The 20,849-nt window shown below is 42.7% G+C and carries 18 protein-coding genes; all 18 read left to right on the plus strand.

Annotated features, from left to right (window positions below; all coding sequences use genetic code 11):
- The first annotated feature begins 6 nt into the window (after positions 1-6).
- Entirely contained in the window at positions 7-1,596 is a 1,590-nt protein-coding gene (locus SBI19_RS10320; RefSeq protein WP_317967689.1) for a stalk domain-containing protein, read from the plus strand.
- A 168-nt stretch (positions 1,597-1,764) separates the two neighbouring features.
- Entirely contained in the window at positions 1,765-3,291 is a 1,527-nt protein-coding gene (locus SBI19_RS10325; protein ID WP_317967691.1) for a hypothetical protein, read from the plus strand.
- A complete protein-coding gene (locus SBI19_RS10330) occupies positions 3,281-6,682 on the plus strand; it encodes a hypothetical protein (RefSeq protein ID WP_317967693.1) in 3,402 nt (1,133 codons plus the stop codon). The genes SBI19_RS10325 and SBI19_RS10330 overlap by 11 nt, the downstream gene beginning before the upstream one ends.
- Positions 6,683-6,815: 133 nt before the next feature.
- Positions 6,816-7,130, plus strand: a complete 315-nt coding sequence (locus SBI19_RS10335) for a hypothetical protein (protein ID WP_317967695.1) — start codon at positions 6,816-6,818, stop codon at positions 7,128-7,130.
- Between the two features lie 455 nt (positions 7,131-7,585).
- The gene (locus SBI19_RS10340) at positions 7,586-8,392 is read left to right on the plus strand and encodes a hypothetical protein (RefSeq protein WP_317967697.1); all 807 of its coding nucleotides are present in this window, start codon (positions 7,586-7,588) and stop codon (positions 8,390-8,392) included.
- Between the two features lies 1 nt (position 8,393).
- Positions 8,394-9,239 carry a DNA adenine methylase gene (locus tag SBI19_RS10345; protein WP_317967699.1) on the plus strand — a complete coding sequence of 282 codons (846 nt, stop codon included), beginning with the start codon at positions 8,394-8,396 and terminating at the stop codon, positions 9,237-9,239.
- A gap of 627 nt (positions 9,240-9,866) precedes the next feature.
- Positions 9,867-10,358 (plus strand): hypothetical protein, encoded by a 492-nt coding sequence (locus SBI19_RS10350; protein ID WP_317967701.1) that lies wholly within the window; start codon positions 9,867-9,869, stop codon positions 10,356-10,358.
- Positions 10,359-11,683: 1,325 nt separating this feature from the next.
- Positions 11,684-12,238: a recombinase family protein gene (locus SBI19_RS10355; RefSeq protein ID WP_317967703.1), complete on the plus strand. Its 555-nt coding sequence runs from the start codon at positions 11,684-11,686 to the stop codon at positions 12,236-12,238.
- Positions 12,239-12,268: 30 nt separating this feature from the next.
- Positions 12,269-12,934: a hypothetical protein gene (locus SBI19_RS10360; protein ID WP_317967705.1), complete on the plus strand. Its 666-nt coding sequence runs from the start codon at positions 12,269-12,271 to the stop codon at positions 12,932-12,934.
- A 14-nt stretch (positions 12,935-12,948) separates the two neighbouring features.
- Positions 12,949-13,587 (plus strand): hypothetical protein, encoded by a 639-nt coding sequence (locus SBI19_RS10365; RefSeq protein WP_317967707.1) that lies wholly within the window; start codon positions 12,949-12,951, stop codon positions 13,585-13,587.
- 179 nt (positions 13,588-13,766) lie between these two features.
- Positions 13,767-14,291, plus strand: coding sequence for a hypothetical protein (locus tag SBI19_RS10370; RefSeq protein WP_317967709.1), 525 nt, complete (start codon positions 13,767-13,769; stop codon positions 14,289-14,291).
- 1,258 nt (positions 14,292-15,549) lie between these two features.
- Complete coding sequence (locus tag SBI19_RS10375; protein ID WP_317967711.1) at positions 15,550-16,035, plus strand: hypothetical protein; 486 nt, start codon at positions 15,550-15,552, stop codon at positions 16,033-16,035.
- Positions 16,025-16,768 carry a hypothetical protein gene (locus SBI19_RS10380; RefSeq protein WP_317967713.1) on the plus strand — a complete coding sequence of 248 codons (744 nt, stop codon included), beginning with the start codon at positions 16,025-16,027 and terminating at the stop codon, positions 16,766-16,768. Before SBI19_RS10375 ends, SBI19_RS10380 begins: the two co-directional genes overlap by 11 nt.
- A gap of 15 nt (positions 16,769-16,783) precedes the next feature.
- A complete protein-coding gene (locus tag SBI19_RS10385; RefSeq protein WP_317967715.1) occupies positions 16,784-17,308 on the plus strand; it encodes a hypothetical protein in 525 nt (174 codons plus the stop codon).
- Complete coding sequence (locus tag SBI19_RS10390; protein ID WP_317967717.1) at positions 17,274-17,975, plus strand: hypothetical protein; 702 nt, start codon at positions 17,274-17,276, stop codon at positions 17,973-17,975. Before SBI19_RS10385 ends, SBI19_RS10390 begins: the two co-directional genes overlap by 35 nt.
- Before the next feature lie 352 nt (positions 17,976-18,327).
- Entirely contained in the window at positions 18,328-19,131 is an 804-nt protein-coding gene (locus SBI19_RS10395) for a GLUG motif-containing protein (protein ID WP_317967719.1), read from the plus strand.
- Positions 19,132-19,492: 361 nt separating this feature from the next.
- Positions 19,493-19,795: a hypothetical protein gene (locus SBI19_RS10400; RefSeq protein ID WP_317967721.1), complete on the plus strand. Its 303-nt coding sequence runs from the start codon at positions 19,493-19,495 to the stop codon at positions 19,793-19,795.
- Positions 19,796-19,817: 22 nt separating this feature from the next.
- Positions 19,818-20,663 (plus strand): hypothetical protein, encoded by an 846-nt coding sequence (locus SBI19_RS10405; RefSeq protein WP_317967723.1) that lies wholly within the window; start codon positions 19,818-19,820, stop codon positions 20,661-20,663.
- The last annotated feature ends 186 nt before the right edge of the window (positions 20,664-20,849 follow it).

The raw sequence follows: 20,849 nt of genomic DNA on the forward strand, positions 1-20,849 counted from the left end.
AGTCTAATGGTAAAATGGGCTGATACCCGCAACATTAATAATGAGACCCAGGTTCATATGACCACAGTTTATTCTAGGCAGAAATCTGCCAAGCGAACATTCAGCTTCGTCATAAAAAGTATGTTGATCGGTTCAGTGTTGCTTGGGGCATTTGCTTTCAGCGGGGTAAATATGGCTTCGGCAGCAACATCTAACCCGACCACCCAACCAGTCGCCGCGGCGCAGCAAATTGTTAATTATCAGGAAGATGAACAAGCTTTAATTGCCAATCTATGTCTTGCTGTTAAAGTTATCAAAGAGTCAGGCTGGACACCTATAGCACTGACAAATATATTGGATAGCCTTGAAAAGATTGATGCGAAGGCGAGCTCTCCCTTTGGCTTTTCAGATGTAGCTTCGTTAAAACCAATCATTCAAGAAACCGAGAAGGTAGCCAAACTTTATGGATCAGATGGGCTTTCGACTCTTAGATCCGGCGGAACTATAACCGAGACCATCGCAAGGATTAAGCAAAGTACGGGAATGGAAACTAACTTGGATTATGCTGCCCAGTCGACAGTTAGTAAAAAGAACGAGGTAAAGACCCTCGCAGCGGAAGATCCCACCACTTCCGTAGTAATTGACGGCACCAAGCAAACCTACCATCAACCACCAGTAATCCAGAGTGGCAGCACTCTTGTCCCACTCAGGGGTATATTCGAATCATTAGGTGCTAAGGTCATTTGGAACGTTCATACGGAGACTGTCACCGCAACCAAAGGCTCAACTGAGATCATTCTCAAGGTAGGCAGCGATACAGCTTACGTAAACGGTAAGACAGTGAAGTTGCCAGCACCATCAACGAAGATTAACGGCTTTACAATGGTTCCCTTGCGCTTCGTATCAGAAGCCTTTGGCGGAACGGTGAAATGGGATAATGCTACCCAAACAGCCTATATTGAGACCGTAACCAGTTCGAGAGTTTCAACAAGTCCAACTGGACAAATGGTCGGCAAAATTAAAGTATTATACGGAAAACACACATACGGTAGTGCTAATCAAACCGAATATGATGCTGTTATGAAGATCGTCGATGAAGCATTAGAGGGGTATGAAGATGTAGTATTCGGCGGGGAACAATACTCACAATATTTTTATCAGTTTTTAGACGGAGCAAGATGGTCTGGAGATACGCGTGATCGTTCGGTGCAAAACAGGGGATTAAAGCAGGCTGAAAACTCCATATTGGATTTGGTCAATGCAGGTATAAGTAAGGACGAAATCGTCAGGGCTTATAAGATAATGATCACTGCGGGCGAGTTGATACAAGGAAAAGATAATCCAGGAGATGGCACGCCATCCTCGGCAGCAGATAGTTTGCTGTATAACCGAAGCGACTGTGATGCCGAAGCTGAGGTTTATTCAGTTGTATTCGATGCAATGGGATATAACACCGCTATTATTGGTGCTACAAATCATGCAGAGGTGTTGATTAAGATTGGTGACTCATGGTTTAGGACGGCAGCAGGGGCTTTTGAAAAGGTAGATGTAAAAGCAGCCTTAATAAATGGGTCAGCAATCATATCCGACCCTACATTTGGTCGCTCAACTTTATAATTCTTTGATCGGTTAAGCAAGCGGTGTCTTTCGGGACATCGCTTTTTGCTTTGCTGGAGTCATTTTCAATTTCAACACCTTATGACAGATAAAAAAGACAGTAATCAAGGATAGCTATTGAATCAAAGAACAATCCATTAGTCAACCAACAGAAGGAGGAAACGGTTAATGAAGAAGCCACTCGCCATAGCAACCTTGACCTTAGCTTCAGCCCTAGCTGCATCTGCGGTTTCGGCAGCAGACCCTCAACCGCAAGCAAGCCCCACGGCAATCCAATCTACAGCTTCACCTGCGCCAGATGAATCACTTAAAACAGTACCAATGCAGTTAACCACCGACAACACGAGTAGAACAGTAACAGATGGTATCCATTTGGATGTCGCACATAGCAACCAAGCGTATATCCCTGAGTTCACCTTGGAGCTGTGGTCGGTGCATGACAACAAGTTGATCAGCTCCGCAGCTGGTAACAGTGAGAATTACGATAAGCAGAAGGGTGTCTATCACCTAGTTTTCAACCATCCTGAGGGGTTCAAGCTTGACGACCAACTTGCTTTTATCCTTCGCAAAGCAGACAGCAACATCCAGTATATCAAGTTCCGAAGCGAGAAACCGAACGAAAACAGGCAGTTTACTATCAATGACCTTAAGGTTAATACGAGCTACTCATTCCTAATCGACAGTTTTACTTATTTCGAGGGCGAGGAAGGTAGCGAGATGCTGATCAGCGATTTGACCGCTACAAGCCTTCATCCGATCAAGGCGTCATTGCAAACCGACAGCAAGAAGGTCGGTCTAATGCTCCAAACGGAGTCCGGCTCTCCGCTGAAGAAAGCCCCAGTTGAGATCAAACTCTCAAACAACAAGGGAACTCTAAAGCTCACTTCAGGCGATGATGGTATGGTCTGGATCGACCGCGACAAGCTGACTTGGAAGTTCCTTATATCTTCGCCCGGCAAGGTCGTAAACGGTTCGTCCAAAGCCGAGGTTGAGCTTCCGCAAGCAGTCGTGACAGGAGAACAGAAAGAGACAATCACGATTCCAGTGGTATTTCAAAATGAGCCAGCCACCCAACACTCAGAAGTGAAGCTCAACTTATCGCCAGTCGGTAACACCGACCTCAGCACATCGTGGACACAAGTAGATGTAACCCTAACGTCCTCGGAAGGGGTTGCAAGCACTTTCACCATCGACCCCAGCAATAGTACTATCTCCGGTCTGCCAAATGGAACCTACAAGGTTGCCGTTACAAGCGAGTACTCAGTTGCATCAATTGAATCAGATTCCCTGACCATCAAAGACGGCTCTGCGACCCTCGATATTAAGTTGAAGCCGAAATACACCCTTGAGATCGACAAAGATGGCGCCCCGTTCAATTTCTCAGTTATCAATGTGGAGAGTATCGCTGATAAGAAATATGAAGGTAAAGATGTCATTGCCTTCGGGGTCACCCCAGGTCAATCGTTCATGGTTAAGGACAACGAGACTGGCAAGATCGACACCGTTGTCATTGATCCAAGCTCACCGAGAACGAAGGTTGTCTTAGGAGCCGGTATTGTCTTTGGAGGTTCGGCTACAGCCCCTCATACCGGTGACTCCATAGTTCGAGATGTGTTCCTGTTCACGGCATCTCTAATTGGCGCGGCAGTAACATTCGTACTTTACAGGGGAAGGAAGAAGAAAAATGAGAGTTAAGAATTCTGCTATGAAGGTCTTGTTGTCTACAGCACTGGTAGCTTCCTCTTTTGCTGGTATCATCGCTCCCACTAAGGTTCAGGCAGCTTCAGCTGGTGTGGGAGGGGTAAACGCTTCGACTGGCGGTGCAACGTCAGTCACTGCCGCTGGCGATTTTCAGACCTCAGACAGAGTCGCCGTATTGGAAGTAGGCTTCATCGCCAACCCGGATGGGCTTCTCAGCGAGGTAGCTTCTGTCGACGAACTTGAAGATTCATTCAAGTTCAGCCACGACCTAGAAAAGACCATGCTGTATATCTCCCCCAACAAGGAATCCGACAATTTGTTCCGTAAGGAAGGCAGCGGTCTACTGGGGTATACCTCCGAAGATGGGATTCTGACGCTTTACGGCAACAATCCCTTGTACTTTGGAAGTGAGGCTATCTTAAGCCACAGTGCCTTGATGAACAAGACACTCAAGCATGCTGATGAAGCCAAGTCGAGCAGTAACTACTTCGAGCAAGTTATGGGCAAGGCGCTCATTTCAATCGATCCTGACAATCCAAGTAGGAACCTTGCCGGATCTGATGGCAGTAAGCCAGTGGGTTCGACCTTGAAGAGCATCCTTGAGAGTTACATTGTGAAAGACGGTCAACCTGATATCGACAGCCAGATCAACCAGAGCATGATCTTAAGCGATTACCTAAAGCTAATCAAGGAACGCAAAATTTTATCAGGCGAAGACTTCACGGACTTTGAAAGCCAACTATATTCTGCATTCAAGGCGAACAAGCTCACCTTGCTGTTCCAAACAGTAGTAGGTATTTCAGTAAAGGACGGTAGGGGTTACACGAGCCGCGACTTCGGCTTCATGCCTTCCCACGATGCGACAGCGTGGTATTTGGACATTCAAAAAGCCGCCAAGCCGACAAACAAAACGGTCCAAAACCTGAGTGCCAATCGTGAGGCTGAAGCCGTAACCCACGGCGGCGCATCTACTTCCTTAATGGGAGCCAACTCGCCGTATGCTGAGAACGGCAATCTTCCATTCAGCTTCCGCACCTACATGCGTGATAACTACGCTAAGACCCTAAAGCCGGTAACAGAAAAAGTAACATTATCCGATGATGTATCGGTCAATCCCTTCGGTGGATGGGGTATCCAGATGTGGAACGCAGGCAGTTTTGCAAACACTCCTGCAATTGAAGCAGAAGTCAAAGTCACGGTAGTCGATAAGAACGGCAATCCGACTGGCGAAGTGTTCACTGAGCCAGTAAGGGGTTGGGCTGAGAAAAACAAAAGGTACCTATTTGAGATGGACCAAACAGAGGAGTTCTTTATAACTGACAGCATGATGATAAACCATGCAGGTAAGACTTACGAGATCTTACCCGAAGAATCAGCTCAATTCACCCTTGTTGATAAAAAGGATAACGAAAACATGAACAAGGACAAGCTTGAGGTAGCAGCGAAGGGCAGGGAGGGGTTCATTTCCTTACCCACAGATGCCAGTTCCAACACATGGTCAATTGAGCTAGGATATGACACACCGAGTCCATTAGACCTGAACAAGTATCTAGGTGGAGACGGGGTATCCTCTGTTGAGAACAAATATGCGGACTCCAATGGTTCTTCTAATGCGAAGCTCACATTGCTTGTAAAAGCTAAAGAGGACATCCCCGGCGAACCAATTGATGTCAAATTCGAGGTTCCAGAATGGAAGCTCTCGCAGTATTGGTCGAACATTTCTCCTAAAGAAACAAATAAGTCTCAATTCGCACTAAGCCTACCTGCTCAAACGTTCAAAAACCCAAGACTTTCTCCATCCGATATGTTGACGTTCGGATTGGTTGATCCTAATGCCACACCTTGGGGCGTCAGCCGCGCTAAGTTATTTAACGACACACCAACTAAGAGCATTACGCCATACAGCACATCTGCTTCGTTTAATGAGACTGGCGATTTTCTCGCAGTTAAGGATAACGGATCGGTGTTCAATACGAAGCTGGCTGACTGGGTGAACAATTTTAGCTTATTCACAGGTAAGATTGGTGCGGGAAGTAAAGGTGTAGTTGATGACAAGTCAGTTGTTTATAAATCCCAGGAGTTCAAATACGGGGTAAAGAGCTCTGCCGCTACTTTTAGTTACAGTGAAACCAGATGGGGAACAGCTTGTGGTGAAAATGGTTGTTGGTCATATCCGTATACTTGGTCGGGAACAGCTTCCCAAAGAACTCGTACAGCAGATTATGATGTTTTAGCACGATTTAAGCATTATACTCCGAGTGACAGTAAGCCAAACAAGAAGTTTGATCCGACTTCAGAATCCACGAACGGACTTTACTGGCAGTCCAAGCAGAGCCAAGATTCGTTTTCGGTATATCCCGAAGTCATGATGGGGTATGATGATACTTCCGGAAATACAAGCGTTGCATTTACAGCAGGTGAAAAGCCAAGAGCAATTCAGGCTGTAAGCTACAATCAGGCAAAATTCATCGGACTCGAGATCAACCCTTCGGTAACAGGCTTGAGTACAGCAACCGATTCTGCAGCGAAAGCCCTAGCAACACGATTAAACTCGAACAAAGATGTAATTCTGAAAGGCTCGGCTACAACTAACAGTTTTGACGTCAAGGGTGAACTCGAAATTAAGACCTTCGCGTTGGACATTGGCAGCTCAGCTTACAAAAATAGTTGGAATCCGTCGTCGAGCTACAACACAGATGCAATAAACGATTCCTACTTGGCTGAATATGCAACCAAGAATGAAGAAACAGGCAAGTGGCAAGTGACTTTCGATGCAGACGGCAAGTTCGTCATTGGAGGTAAGGAGTACGGCGGTCAAGCATCAAAGTTAACGGTTGAAGAGAAGTCCACGAAAGTGGTAAGCCATGTTCTCGAAGTGCGCGGCGGAAAGCTAATCGGGGTTGACGGGTCGCGTGAACTGAGCGCTTTGTCCGAAGATTTGAAAAATGCACTTGAACGGATGCACATCTCTACCGCAGTTAATGTGTTCTCCACTTTCGAATCGGGCAGCGGCGACAAGCTCACCGAAGCGAAGTTCGCATCCCTTGCAGCAGCCGTTCGCGGCTCGATTGATATCGCAGTCGGTAAAGGATGGTATTCGGAGGACTCAAGCTTATTAGTAGTAAGGGAACATGTTACGACTTTCGCCCTCCCGAGCTATCAATATGCGGACAAGCTTCCGATGGAGATGAACTCTGATCTTGCGACTCCGGTAGATAAGACCAAATTCTTCAGTGTAGGCTTACCTGGCTTCACCAAGCTTCAACTCAAAGTAGGCAACGCTCAGATGACTGCTGACAGCTCCACTGGTCAAATCGGAGTACAGCAACCGCAGTTCCTAGCAACCAACGTCTCCGTCCTCGACACTTTTAGCAATGTCCAATGAGCAGGGGGTTCCCACTGAAGCTGCCAATCGGCAGCTTCTTTTTTTTCCTCTGAAATCACGCCCCTCAAACGCTTCCCTTATCCACACTTCCAAGTTAGAATACAAGCCACTATTCTTTTGGGAGGGACTAAAAATGCCAAAGCTGAATGAGATCTTGCTATATCACCGCCATCCGTGGACAGTACCAGTAGTTCCTGAAATTGATCCGGACGAAGGCTTCTATGATGTGCAGCCGTGGCAATTCCCGGAGCCAGTCTTGCAGCTTCTCGATCAGATGTTCACCGAGGTTGAGGATTTCTTCACGTCGAATAATTTGCCCTTTGAGGTAGCTATCTACGAAGTAAAAGAGGTGTATGGTCAGCTCGAAGTCTCGAGCTTCACGCCGCATCCAGAGGTAAGCGACATTTTTATTAAATACTCCGAGCTGTCCCGCACTCTTTTTACTTAAGGGGTATCTAGGCTAGAAGCTGGCGACAAAATCGCCAGTTTCTTTTTATGTTCCGATTATTTCATGCCGCCGACAAAACGAAGTCCGTTTTTCTTTTAGCCCTTTCTGAAAATCTGTAAACCGAATTCGAAGTTCGTTCCACTTTAACAGTTGATATAAGATCCTAAACATAGTCATTAGCAGAGATATGCTCAAAACCAATAAAGTCCAACCTCAATAATAATTTCACCTCAATTCGACCTTAAAGTTGTGTTCCTTCTTCTACCCACTTTGCCGATCTGACCCATTCACCCATTCTCCCTATCTTACATAGCAGTAACCTAGCAAAGGATAATTTGGACACGAACTCAATTTCAATTTGAAGTTGGGTGTCTTTAAGTATTTTTTACGGTAATTTTTCAAGAGGTGATCACTCAGTATGTGAATCCAAAATTCACATGCGAGGTGCTTTAGAAATGGCGAAGAAGAAGGAAACACCAAAAGTATTATCAGGGAAGCTGCCCTCAGAAGAAGGAACAGTTATTGCAGATAGTGGTGATGGCATTCCTAAGGTGAATATCCCCGAGTCTATTCGTGAAAGTATTGAAAATGATTGGGATGTTGAAATCTTGTTAGAGGAGCATCCAGAATACGAGGGCAAAGTGTTCGTCATTAAGATGAAAAGTACTGGTGGCACGACAAAGCCAGTTTTCTTCCTTCCTTCTGACTTGTATGACCAAAAGAGTCAAAAGAAAATTATCAGGGAGCTTGTTAATAGAGGAAGATTTGTTCCTGATGAGATTCAAGCGCTAATTGAATACGTAGACTGTTTGAAAGTAGCCGGACCAACAGTAATCTCAACTGACAATGGTCATTATAAGCAGCACATTGCGGAGACATCCGATTCTGTTGACGCAAATACAGTTGAAAAAGTATACAACATGATAATCGAACACGTTATTGATAACCGTTCCGTTTTCCCAGACAGAAGTTGTAATAGTTTTAAGAAAGATGATTGTCATGGCGCTATCTTAGATGATCGTGCGGCAAGGAAAAAATATGGAGGACTTACTGTAGCTATCGTTGAGACACACTTGCAAGAGATAGTTGGAGTTCGTAACACTAAAATGTTGAACGCAGTTCTTAATGAGCTTGCAAACAGAGGTTTATACCATCTAGGAGCAAGTGAAACAAGGCGAAAGGTTACACTTGCAGAGCGATGTGTTATGAATGCCCACGTATTCAAAATTGAAGAGTCTCTCCTTCTGGAAGGGGTAAACTAAGATGTATGAGGTCAAGAATATCAAAGTAGTGAAGACAATAGGCGGAAAAATTCGCTTATTGTCGAGATTAGTACCCATTCTTCTCTTCGTCTTTAGAAGAATGGGTGTTATCGGATATCTCGATTTATTTGGAGGAGGCAATAAGTTCATACCTCAACTACATGGGTATCCTCTTGCTGAGCGAGTTTACAATGAGTTTGACACTGGTATTGCAAATTTGATGGCATGTTTCGCGGATTGGGGTAAGACTCGAGATGTAATCCGTCTCGCCTGTCATTTGCAAGATACTATACAGTCTCAAGAGGATCTTGATAATGCGAACAAAAAGAGATGTCTTGAAGAAACTCCTCAACTTGAATCTGCCGCGCTAACTATTTTAGTTATTGACTACAGCAGAGCCGCTGATCGTAAGCACTTTATTAAAGAGAATGCAGCCAAGGGGGTCAGCTATTCCAGTCTTAAGCGTTACAAAGAACTTGTTCCAATTATGCGAAATGTAACAGTAACAAATAACAGTTATGAGATATACATTGAGAGGTACAGTCATCGGAGTGACTTTCTATGCCTATTAGATCCACCATACGTTGACTCCGACATTTATTTAGATGGTTTTGGTCGACAACAGCATATCGACATGACGAGACTCATTGTAAATGTCCAAATGAAGATTATTTTGTGTGGAACGGACAATGGCGTATACGATTATTTGGTCGAACGTGGATGGTATAAGTACTGTCTCGGGAAAATACCGAAAAGTAGTGCGGCAAAAGATGGTGAGGAGCAGGAAGAATTCATTTGGTGTAATTTCTCTATTCCATCGTACTTATTGCCAAGGCAGCGGAAATAACCGATCACCCAATCTACCCAATCAACATTTTAGGAGTTGATTGGGTAGCCCTTCATATCGCCGTACAAGCCTTCAAACACGATATGCTAATCACATCAAAACCCTCCCAAGGGTTTTCTTTATTTTGCACTTAATTCGTCATTACGTTAACGAACACCTGATCATAGAGAGACATTCGTGAATGCGGCTCTTGAAGCAGGAGATTGAGTTGAGCCACTGCAAGACATGAACGAATTTGAAGAAATAATTCAAGAGGTGACTTGCAATGAGTGTGGGCAAGTAACAAATAGTCCTTTGAAAACAAAATAAGTAACAACCTACTAAATCCCACTCGCATAAGGAGTTGAACATCTATCGGATGGGTATGACGCCAAGTCATCAAGTAGCAAGTTAAGTGTATGTAGTCGAGAAACATGGAAAAAGTCACAGAAGACAAGCAATCATGACAGCGTATGTATTTTAAGCTGGCTCGGGGTATCTGCATGGAAGTCAGGATGCATATGGAAATAGATAACCAACCTTGAGAAGTAACTAAATCACTGAGCTATATAGTGCTTGGTCTCATCCTAATCGGGGGATCGAACTCAACCACAAAATTAACCGGCTCAAAGCCGCAGGAGGATTACTATGGCCAAGAATACGCTGAAATCCATTAAACATGAACTTGAGAAATGTCGTATGTCTAAACAAATGAATTTGAATGTTGAAACCATTGATATTTTAGATATCGTGGATGCCCTAGCACCCTATGAAATGGTCGAGTTGGATGGTAAGACTGATGAATATTTGATGGACTTGTTAAAAAATGGGGTAGTGGAATGGGAGAATCAAGAACAATTTTATTCTGCTGATTTCATTGAGGGTCTTTCAAATGACTTTTTCTTTACTTACTATAATAATATCGTAACGGGGTCATGCATTGTAGAATTTGTAGTGCATTTTGATCCATTGGGTGAAGGCTACCTCCCAAGAGTTCTTTTGAATTTCGATGACAGCACAGGATTTCGCAACATCCTAGAACGATGGATTGTTAAGGATGACAGCGTTGGGATCGTCCTTCATCGAAGTTCTGGTGTAATAAAACAAATAATGATGTTCGTTAATGGTCAGCCTATGTAACCAAGAAAATCGTAAATCGCCCTCTACGCCCCGTTCAACCCCCAGCGGTATTCAGATGCCCCCATCCATGTCATACAACGGCGTACGCCCCCCAAAAAATCGATCCGTTAGTCTCGCCCTAACCCCGCCTTATGGATTTTCGCTTTTATTGGGTTATTATTATTGAGGATGCAGGCTAACACAACAACAGACTAGTACCGAATTCACCAATTTAGTCTGGGAGTAATCCGAGCTATCGTAAAGGAACACATCGCCCCTTATACGGCACGGCGTTTCTTTTGAAATGTCGAAAATGTTGTCAGTAAGAATTAATAGGGGTAGCGCATGAGAAAGCATATCCCAATGCACAGAAAGAGAGCAGCCAGTTGCAGCTGCTCTCTTTGCATTTTCAACCAGAATGAGCCCACAAGCTGGCGTTACATCGCACGGCATATGCCCACGAACCTGTCCAATAGTCGTTGTCCTCCAATTAAATATGAGCTTATTAACTACGTGATAAGGACAGCTCAGCCCAAAATGAGTTTATTACCTACGTAATAAGCACAGTTCTTATGAAGATGAGTCTTTTTCATGCAGAGTAAGAACAGTTTGCAAGAAGTTGAGTCTTTTTCTTCAAACACAAAGATATGTTTAGACGAGAAATCACTACACGTTCAAGATCCATCCAACCACCCAGGCAGATTAAACAGAATTCCCGACCTAACCAACTCGATAATGAGTATTCGATCAGTCGCGAAGTACAAACTCCTAAAAATCAGTAAATGTGACCCTCAGCTTCGGATCACCCCCATTCGGGGTAGCCTTTCCCCACCGCTTGGGGTAGCCCTCCCTCGGCTTCCCTCTCCACGGCTTCAAGCATCGCCTGTGCTGCCCTTTGGCTCCTTCGCAGGTCTGCTCCGTCCAAGACCATGTATCGCTGCTTGTGGCGGCTACGGGCGCGGTCATCTCTATTCGCTCCTTTTGTCTTTTTCAGTCTTGTCTATTTCGTTATTAAAAGTGAAAACTTTCAGAAGATTGTTTAATGAAAGTGTGTACTTTCATTAAAAATCATGTTATATTATATCTATAAGGTAAATAAAACCAATTAAGTAAAAATAGAGGGAGATGACGCTTGTGTTCGGAACTTGGATGGCTTCATTGAGCGCAGGGATGCTTCTTGTAACGTTGGTAGCGGGAGTGGTGCTTTTTCGCTTAGCACTTGTTGGTTTCGGTGGAGATGTAAGGATGAGTGACCGCAAGGTAGCGTTGATATTGATGATATTCCTTCTATCCGTATATTCTGGTTTGTTTGCAGCATTTAACTAAGTTGAGAGGGGGTATCGGTCATGAAGTACGCTTACGTTCGGGCTAGAAAAGCAAGTGAAGTCGAAGAATTTAGGTTGAAAAACAAACATGATGAATTGTTTGTTGATACAGTAAACTCTTATGGGGTTTCCAGTGGCAGTTCGTTAATGAACCTACTCGCTAAAATCAGTAACGGTGACGAACTGGTTATCGAAAGTTTCGAAAGCGCTTGCGGTTCAATTTCCGAATTATGTAGTTTGCTTTGGACTTGCGCCGATAAAGGGATTAACTTAGTTTCTGCTGAAGGAATTGATACACAGAAGTTCAACTCCGAAGCTAAAAAGTTGCTTAAATACCTTCCACGGTTTGAACACTCTAAGCAAGATGAGGCGAAATTCAAAAAGATGGGTAGACCGCAGGAATACCCAGATGGTTTTTGGGATGTTTATTCCAAGTACCGATATGGAAGTATTGACGATAGGAACAGTGAAAAAGCCGCAGCCGAGTTGAATAAATTGGCTAAGTTGGCTGATACAGAAGCACCAGAAATCAAGGTTCACACGTTTTACAAGCTCGTGAGAGAATTCGAACGTTAGAGAGAAAGCACTTAAAAGGGAGGATTCGCAATGCTTACATTTAGCGCAAATCCAACAGTCGATCAAGTCCAGAAGGCAGCTTCTGCTGTAGTTCCGAATAAGTCTATCAAACAGCTTAACGAGTTTGAACGTATAGGTCTGAGTGAGGGTTTCGTTAAGATGGCAGAAGGCAAGCTAACAAAGCCTGAGTTCAATGCTGGAGCTTTCGGTTGCACCATCGAGCGTAATATTAAAATGTCAGTTATTGATCGGGAAATTCCTTTAATCTCATCGGAGGAGTATGAAGCTGGTGTTAGAGGGGTATCAGAGACTTATGTTCAGGTCGACTCTTTTGCCAATAATGACTCTTGGTTGGAGAGCTTGAGATTAAATATAAGCATGGTCAAGGAAGTTTTCGATCTAATGGAAGATCATATTATTGAGCAGGAACGCCAAAGTGGTAAGCGTTACGTAACGAGCTTGAGCGCCACCATGAAAAATGCCCTTTCTGGTAACTGTCGCAGTATGACGACTCTCTCCCGTCTGGTTCAAGACTACAAGGATTTCAACTTCTTACAAGTACCACAATGCAAAATTGTAATGATCGATTTCTTGAAGGACGTTAATTCGTTGGGAGGACTCATCGAATACATCTTAAGGCATCGTGAACTTGGCGAAGCACTTGGTCTTTACGACAACAATACTCTTACAGCTTAAGGAGGGCGTTTACCATGATAATTATTGCTGAAACTGTAAATCCTAAATCTTTGAAATTGCCTATACGTATTAACAACTTGAACGGCGAACCTACATTGTTGATTCCTTCGGAGAAAAATAAGGCGTGTTGGGCAATTCTCCAGAATAGGATGCATCTCCTCGATAATGTTGAACATTCATCGTTTGAGCGTTTCACTTTTCTTGTGGATCAGGAACAAGGTTTCTTTGGACGATTTGATAACAGAATTCGTGAGCTTCTTAAGGATGGTAACAAACTCTATCTTCGGAAAAAGCGCGGATATAAAGAAATGACACTGATCTATGCAAATGGTGTATTCTATCCCACTAAAAGAAAAGGGTTAATGGTGAGTGGACAGGGATCAGGTGACGATAACGAATATAAGTGTTGCACCCTTCGGAAAGGAATCATTCTGAAAGATCATCAAATGATCGGCTTGTTCAAGAATGGCGAAGTCGGAATGCTTGGTATCGACTCCATTTATGAAAACAATCACATTGACAGGGATACCTTCAATAACTCTGCTTCAAACCTGATTTTAGGTACTAGTGGGGAGAATCAGGAACATAAGAATGCTAATCTCGAACGTAAAGTACTTGTAAAACGTGGGGGGCAAATCGTTTTTAACGTGTGAGAATATAAATAAAGTTAAAGGGGATTCAATATAGTGGGATTCATGTTGAATATGGTGAATGGCAAGGAGGTGTCGATAGTGGATACCTCCTTTAATTATCTCTATGGAGGGGTTCTTATGAAACAGTCAGTAGGAGGTGGTATAATTATGCAATATGCTTACAGATAGGGGATACTCTAATGCCGAAAAGAGACGTTCAATTAAAGAAGCAGTTTCATATAAGAAAAAACGAACTTGATTTTAATAGTATAAAGCCAGTGCAGAATAAAGAGGGCTACGCAAAACCTGATCATGGATTTTGGACTGCAACTTACATGAGTGATTTAGAATATGGAGCACACTTTAACGAAGTGCTTAATTGGACAGGAAAATGGCACTTAATTGATCCTAAGGAAGCCAATATCTTTGTTGTAGAAGAGCTGGAAGATGTACAGTTCTTGTTAGAACACTATGGACGTCGAGCTAGTAAACACGATGGTATTACTTTTGTTGATTTCGAGAAACTCAGCCGAGACTTTGATGCATTGCAACTGACGCAACAATGTTTTGAAGAAGGCTCTCCAGTAAAAACACTTGAACTGGAAGGGTATGGTGAACTAGATATAAATAATTCAGCTCTGCATCCCTTTTATCAATGGGCAGGAGAGAGTACACTATGGTTCAATATAAAGTTTAACAAGTATGAAATAGTAGATGAAACTTAACGATGAAGGCTCCCACGCATGTAACTGGTGGGAGCCTTTTCTATGTTTAATGACTCAGCAACCAATGTCGGAAGGTCATCCCAACATCTACGACTTTGGTATTATCCTCAGCGATCCGCCTTTTGTTCCCTTCTCGCTACATCAGGGGTAGCTCCTTAAATTTTCTCACGAGCCTGGGCAGGAACTTCACGAGTTGTATCCCTGCAAGGATTCCCCTTTACAACATGCTTAGAAATTCATGACCTACATTCGCCGCGGTGGATAGTTTTCTTGTTCGATATATTAACGAGCAGTTTTTAAAACCAGGTATTCCTCAGTATGAGGGGTAGATATTTTATTGCCGACCGAAATTTGTTTTATAACGGTCATGAGACTTTTATAACAAACCGAAGTTGTTTTTATAAAATTCATGAGAGTCTTATGATAAAGCGAAATTACTTTTATAAAAGCCTAGAGAAATTATAACGAAGCGAAGTCTCTTTTATTAAAGTCTAGAGATTTTTTAGCCGACTGAAGTTTGTTTTATAAAATCCATAAGAGTTTTATAACGGAGCGAAGTCACTTTTATAAAGGTGTAGACTTGTTATTATTCCCACGAACATGATCGTTCAACTGTATGAGGTAATAATAGTCATTTTCGATTCTGCACCAAAGTTGAAATCATGTTTTATTCAATGAATTAAATACTTCGATGAAGTTAACGCCCATTCATATTCCTCTGATTATGTAGTTTTACTCAGTATTCGGTTATATTCACCATACTTTGTTGTAAGAACACTGTATTTCTAATCTCGAATATGAAAAGCCGACAGCTTTAGGAGCTAATAATGAGGCGATTGTCCTAATTATGTAGATTTTCGTAGACCTCCTATTATATTCCCCCAAACAATAGAGGAAACTTCTGAGATAACTTGTTTTCACGATACTACTCCATCGATCGGATAAAATTTCACTTGTTCAGCAAATAGCTCCTCTTTTAACAGAATACAATCAAGCATTTTTATACTACTTGACTCTCCTACTGAGGAAAAATTACAGTCCAATTTTCCCGCAGCTCGAACCCCGTGGGACGTCTGTGTTTGTGGCTCTCTCAAAAATAAGGGGATGCCTTAGACTTGAAAGTGTTGTAATCGGCTTCCTAAATCCTAAGTAGGGTCAGGTTTGAAAAAATCATGCTTATTTTGTTGTTTTTAGCCGACTTCATCCAAAAAGTAGGAAGTTTCTGTAATCGAACTCTGTCAAGAAGGGGATGTTCAACATGGGAAAGGACATTGAGATGGCAGTACCGCTAGTTGCACATGAGTACCGCTTGTTAATCGAGGGTTATGGGGAAATCAAAGCCAGGTCGGAGTCGGGTTCTTTGACAGATGAAGAACGATACTTACTTCATCTTAAATTGCTCACCATCGAAGGTATCAGCTTGATATTGGAATTGATAGAAGATAGTTCGAAAAGAAATAAAGTCCTGTTAGTCTTGTGCCTTAGCGGAGAGAAGTGCTCGTCGAGGAAGTACATGAGTAAGGAGTTCAAGAGTCAAGCTGCATTGAGAGCGGCGAGGAATCAGTTCCGTTTCCTGTTGGCATCGACTTTGTTCAAGAGCGATAAGATTGAAGCCCTTTTAAAAAGCGAGTCACGGCAAGAGGTGGAGGAAGTAGTGCGTTGGTTTAACACGGTATTCGATAACAGCGAATTGAAGCGATACTGCGATAATTCTCCTATGGGGGGGCATTGTCATGAAGCATAAAACTAATATCTTTCGTGAAGTAAAGGCTCTAAGGGAAACAGTCCAATACCGCATTAAGGATAACGTCTACAATGATGAGCTTGAAGTCGAGCATAAGAGGTTGGAGGCTATCGATGAAGTTTTACGTTATCTCAAGAATCTCTCAATAATTTCGCATGAAAAGACAAAGGAACGTATTCATCATTATCTGAAAAAAGCCAACTTGAATGCAAGAACGACTGCAGCTGCCTTCGATGTCTCGGTAAATGCCATTGAGGTAAGCGTGAAATATGTATCGGATAAGATCAGGTCTTTGATTGGTACACCTCTTAAAGTAATTGAGCAAGCAAATGATATTTCGACCATCGAGTCAGGAATGGTTGATTTTCGTAAAGTAACAGAGACGGGGACACCGGTTTACCGACATTTTCTCGCAGGGGTAGAACCTTATTTTCCGAAGCCGCGTTATAATCCGAAGTTTAGTTTAGCTGATTGCCAGAAGGAGATCTCCCGAATCGCAGTATTCGCCCACTATGCGGAGCAGGTCTTGTCAAAGGAATGCGATCAGGACAAGTTAGCCCATATTCTTTCGTTAGTGAGCTCCCTCAACGGTTCGGTAAACGACCGTGAAGCACTAAAACGGTTTTTCAGTGGGGAGTTCGGTCAATCGGAGACCGGGGAGAATCTGAACATCAGAGAACAGATGAATCAGATGCACCATTGGCATCAGAACAAGAATCCGTACATCGATTGAAGTGGAGGTTTTATCATGGCAAACACATTTGTTGCAATTAAGAAGACAATCGGGTTACTTAATGCCCAGTCGCGTTATTGTCGGGATACAGTTAGGTTGGAGCTAATTCAGGAAAAAGCCGATGCTCTTGAAGAGGTCTTCGACTTTGCAAAGGAATACGTTACTTTCGCCAATCATCAGATGTCCAGTACTGTTGGAGATCGCCTTCATTATTATTTAACCGATGGGAAGATGAACAACCAAAAGGTAGCAGATCGTTTTGGGGTTCCTGTTAATGTGGTGGCAGGAAATGTCCATTATGCATCGAGAAAATTTGCTGATTTGGTTGAAGGGCAGATCGATGCAATTAATCATGCAGGTGATATCGATACAGTTCGAGGGGCATTAACCACATTTCGTACCATTAAGAAATTGGTGGTCAATCCCTACGACCTTCCTGAAGTTTCTGAAGAACTATTGAGTTCTCTATCTAGGAGGAGAAAATCTAAGATGGGAGGCGTTAAAATTGCCAAGAATAAGTCGCAAGTCATCATTCCATAAGTATCTTACTCCAGATCCGACCTCAGCTCGCGTCATAAGAGTGGCTATTGCAGACCTCGCTGAATTAATTGAAATTTCGAATGGATCATATACAGAGAGCGGGTTTTCCAAATTGTCGTATTCTGTAGTTAAAGCCCAGCTTCGACCTTATATAGATGAGTTCTTCGCTACATTTAACGAATCAGTGCCAGTGGAGCCGAATGACTCCGCTGGCTTTTCTTCGTGCATAGCAGCCGAGCAGCTGGAAAGATGCCTGGTCTTTGACGCATTCCGTTCACCAATGGGTCTCGCCCAGGAGTTAAAGTTCATGAAGGAGAGGGATTTCCTTACAGGGGTCGGGGTATTTGCTCTCACCTCGAAATTCGGTTTTGGTGCGGAATCCAAGATGTTCAATTTAATCAAGATAACAGAATACAACTTGGAATCCATGCGTAATTTATCACTCAGATTGATGGTTGCCATTGTTCAACCAGATGACTGCTGGCAGATTGCTCTCGGAAACATTAAGGTTTCTTCGGTGGGAAGGAAGAGCTCGGCAAGTGTAATCTTTGCTCTATTTGATCCAGCAGTACTCTTATCTGCATTCTTGTCGAACAAGGATTTGCGGACTGTCGAACATGAGTCAATTCCAGTGTTTGTCTCTTTGATGGGAGATATGAGCAACTAAATGTAGGCGCATTCTGCTGTTTTATCAGTACTTTGTAACAAAGCATTTAAGGCATCGGTAAGAGCCTTTCGAGAGTTTTCGATATACTCAGAAAAGCGTCCAAGGGTGATACGGCAAGAAGTTTTGCAATTATTATTTTGGAGATGATACTTGATTGGTATTTGGAACAATAGCTCGAGATTTTCTACCTTGTATATGAATCGTAATTGAGTGCTGATACCTATATGGGGTAGTCAGCACTTTTTCTTTAGAGATTCTCCGATTTTAAGAGTAGTACTTTAATCAAAATTATTATTTACAAGGCGGCTTAAACAAAGGTCGCTAATTTATTTAGAGAGGAAAGTGTTGGGTTATGGGAAAGACGGAAATGAAAATTGCATCGTTAGTTCTAACTGCGGCAATATTAGTTGCCGCGGCACCAGCAGCTTTGGCAGCCCCTGCTTCACCTAGCGGTTCGGGAACAACATCCGATCCCTACGTTCTTGTTAGCAAGGAAAATCTAGAGTGGTTCTCAAATAAGGTGAATGGTGGAGCTGTTACCGCAAATGCAAAGCTTGGATCTGATATTGATGCAAGAGGATTGAGTATGGACCCTATTGGCACACCCGAACACCCGTTCACTGGAGTATTCGACGGACAGGAGCACCTAATTAAAAATTTGAAGATCGTTAAGCCCAACAGCAATAACGTAGGTTTATTTGGTTTTACCGAGTACGGTTCAGTTATTAAGAACCTCGGTCTCGAAAATGAGAGTGTGTTGGGTGCGTCATTCACTGGTGGCTTGGTCGGACGTAGTTACAGCATGATTGAAAATTGTTACACAACCGGTTCGGTATCGTCCAGCTACAATGCATTCAATGTAGGTGGTCTTGTAGGTAATAATCATGGGATTATTAAGTATTCCTACTCAGGTGCTGATGTTAGTGCATCATTTATTAGAGTAGGTGGTTTAGTTGGTCAGAACGGTGGAACACCGACTAAAAAAGCCGAAATTATTGATTCCTCTGCAACTGGTTCAGTTGCAGCAAGGGGGATGGTAGGTGGCTTGGTTGGTGAGAACTGCTCGTTCGGATCAGTAACAAATTCCACTGCTTCAGGCGGGGTATCTGGTCGAGATTTCACCGGAGATGTAATAGGTCGAAACGTACCTTGGTAATGGTATCGATCATACCCTGCATATATCAGAATAATATTAGTTTAAGAGATAATTTAGCAAAATAATCACTACTAAGTAGCCAGAATTTCTTCTCATTGGCTACTACCGAACTCTCCCTTCTTGCCCACGTTGCGATCTGCAATGTGGGACTTTTTATTTGAAGTTGTTATTTTTCATTCATTGAGAATAAAGAACTTTAGGAGTTTTTTGAAGAGCTAAATTATAGTCAATAGAACCCAAAATCTATGAATTAGATTGTCGATTGCAGAATTCCTTATTTGTTGTGGAGTTTGACTTATCTTAGGGGTTCTAGAAAGGATTTTTGGTCCTATATGCACACAAAATTGGAGGTATTGAGCTTATGGCTAAATTGATGACTAAAGCGATAGTAGGAGTAATGTACAGTCGCAAAACATGGACAATTTATAAGGCGGGTGTTTGGTTCCTCGAAATGTTAGCATTCACAGTCGCCCTTATGGGTGTTACTGTAGCTTCCTTGCTACTGATCTTTAACACAGGGGGGCAAGGAAACTTCGAAGTCTCCGAAACCATGCGCAATACAGTTGTGGTTTCATGTATGTTCCTTGCAGGTATATTTGCTTATTTCAGAATTATGAAATTTAAACCAGAAGAGAAGGTAAGGAAGGCTCTAGAAATTAAATAGAATTTAGGGGAGTGGCTATACAATGAAGAAGGGGTCATTTCTTTTTTTACTATTAATGTTATTCTCCTTATTTACTGGAGCAGTAGGGGCATTTGCAGCAAACGATGGTAGTTCAGATATAAAGAGTATTCAAATTCCGGTTGGTGATAAGAAGCACATGAGTGAAGTCTGGTCAAAGATGGGGACAGATGGTGAGTACTTAAAGTTGCAATTTAAAGCAAACTCAGGTGTTGAATCTTCTGATACCCGACTACTGGTGTATGATGACAGCAGCGGTGCTATCAAATTCAATAGCACTAATTTTAATGCAGCAACAGAAAAATCCCGTAAAAATGCATTAGGTATATTCATTGAAGAATTGCAGAAATCGCCTGTATCGACACAAACCCAACAGAACCTCATCGACACTATGTCATCTTATAACAGTGATGTCTCAGTTTTGTTGATACCATTGGTAATGGATAGTACGAAAGCGGATGTATTCACGGCTATGAAATGGTTAAACCCAATCTTGCCAGTTGTTCGCGTTATTTTCGGTATCGGTGCTGTGTTACTTTCAATTTTTCTTATTGGTTCTACTATTCTAGACCTTGCTTTCATAGGACTTCCCTTTGCCCGAGAATGGATGGATGCTCGTTCAGAAAGTAATGGAAAGCCGCGATTCGTTACAAATGACGCATTATCAGTTGTAAAAGAAACAGAAGCTTCTCTTGATTCATCTGGAGGGTATAAAAATGCTTATGTAATTTACTTACGAAGAAGAGCCCTAACGTACATCGTACTTGCTATCTGTCTGCTCTACTTGGTTGTCGGCGAACTTGGTGGTCTTATCGCATGGATCTTGAAACTTGGTAGTGGGGTTGTATAAGTTGTAAAGCTAACCTCATCTTTGGAAGGGGTTTTCCTTTTTTCTCGAACTATAGTTTCCATTGATAAGTATCAGGTGACCTTGATCCTGCAAGGCAGGATTTTCTTGCCGTTATTCGTCAATTGGGGTATATTGGTATCAAGTTAATAATTTAGAATGCGGAAGCACCGCAGACATTGCCTTAAT

It is taken from the genome of Paenibacillus sp. CCS19 (assembly GCF_033239625.1).
Classification (GTDB): Bacteria; Bacillota; Bacilli; order Paenibacillales; family Paenibacillaceae; genus Paenibacillus_T.